1 pseudogene is annotated in these 486 nt (G+C 76.1%); it reads right to left on the bottom strand.

The annotated features are described in order from the left end of the window. Positions 1–486, bottom strand: a pseudogene (locus DBR36_RS17795) (DNA polymerase III subunit gamma and tau); the annotation flags it as partial.

Raw genomic sequence — 486 nt, 5'->3', positions numbered from 1 at the left:
GCGGCGGACCCGCCGGGGGGCGCGACGACCCGCCGGGCCCGGCCTCGCCGTCGAGACGGGCGAGGTACTTGACGCGGATGCCGAGCACGGCCTGGATCGCCTGGCGGAGGTCTTCGCTGGGCCCGCCCTCGGGCGTGCGCGTCTTGAACGCCGTGAGGTCGGAACCGGTACGGAAGGAGAGCGTGAGCACGTCGGCGTCGAAGGCGGCGACCGTCGAGGTCGACACGATCAGCCACGACGCACGACTCGCGACCTCGAGCTGGCCGAGCACCTCGGGCCATGCATCGCGCACGTGGGCGAGCTCGATCGGCCCCACCGGGGTGACCGGCGGGGTGGGTGCGACGGGCTCGAGAGGCGACGCGTCGCGGTCGGCGTCCGTCTCGGCGGTAGCCGGCCCTGACGCGGTGGTCTCGGACGGGGCCGGCCCGGGCGCGGTGGTCTCAGACGGGGCCGTCTCGGCGGCGGCCGTCTCGGACGGGGCCGTGG

Origin of the sequence: Microbacterium sp. HMWF026, assembly GCF_003061325.1 — a bacterium.
Lineage (GTDB): Bacteria > Actinomycetota > Actinomycetes > Actinomycetales > Microbacteriaceae > Microbacterium > Microbacterium testaceum_E.
This window is presented reverse-complemented; position numbering and strand designations above follow the sequence as displayed.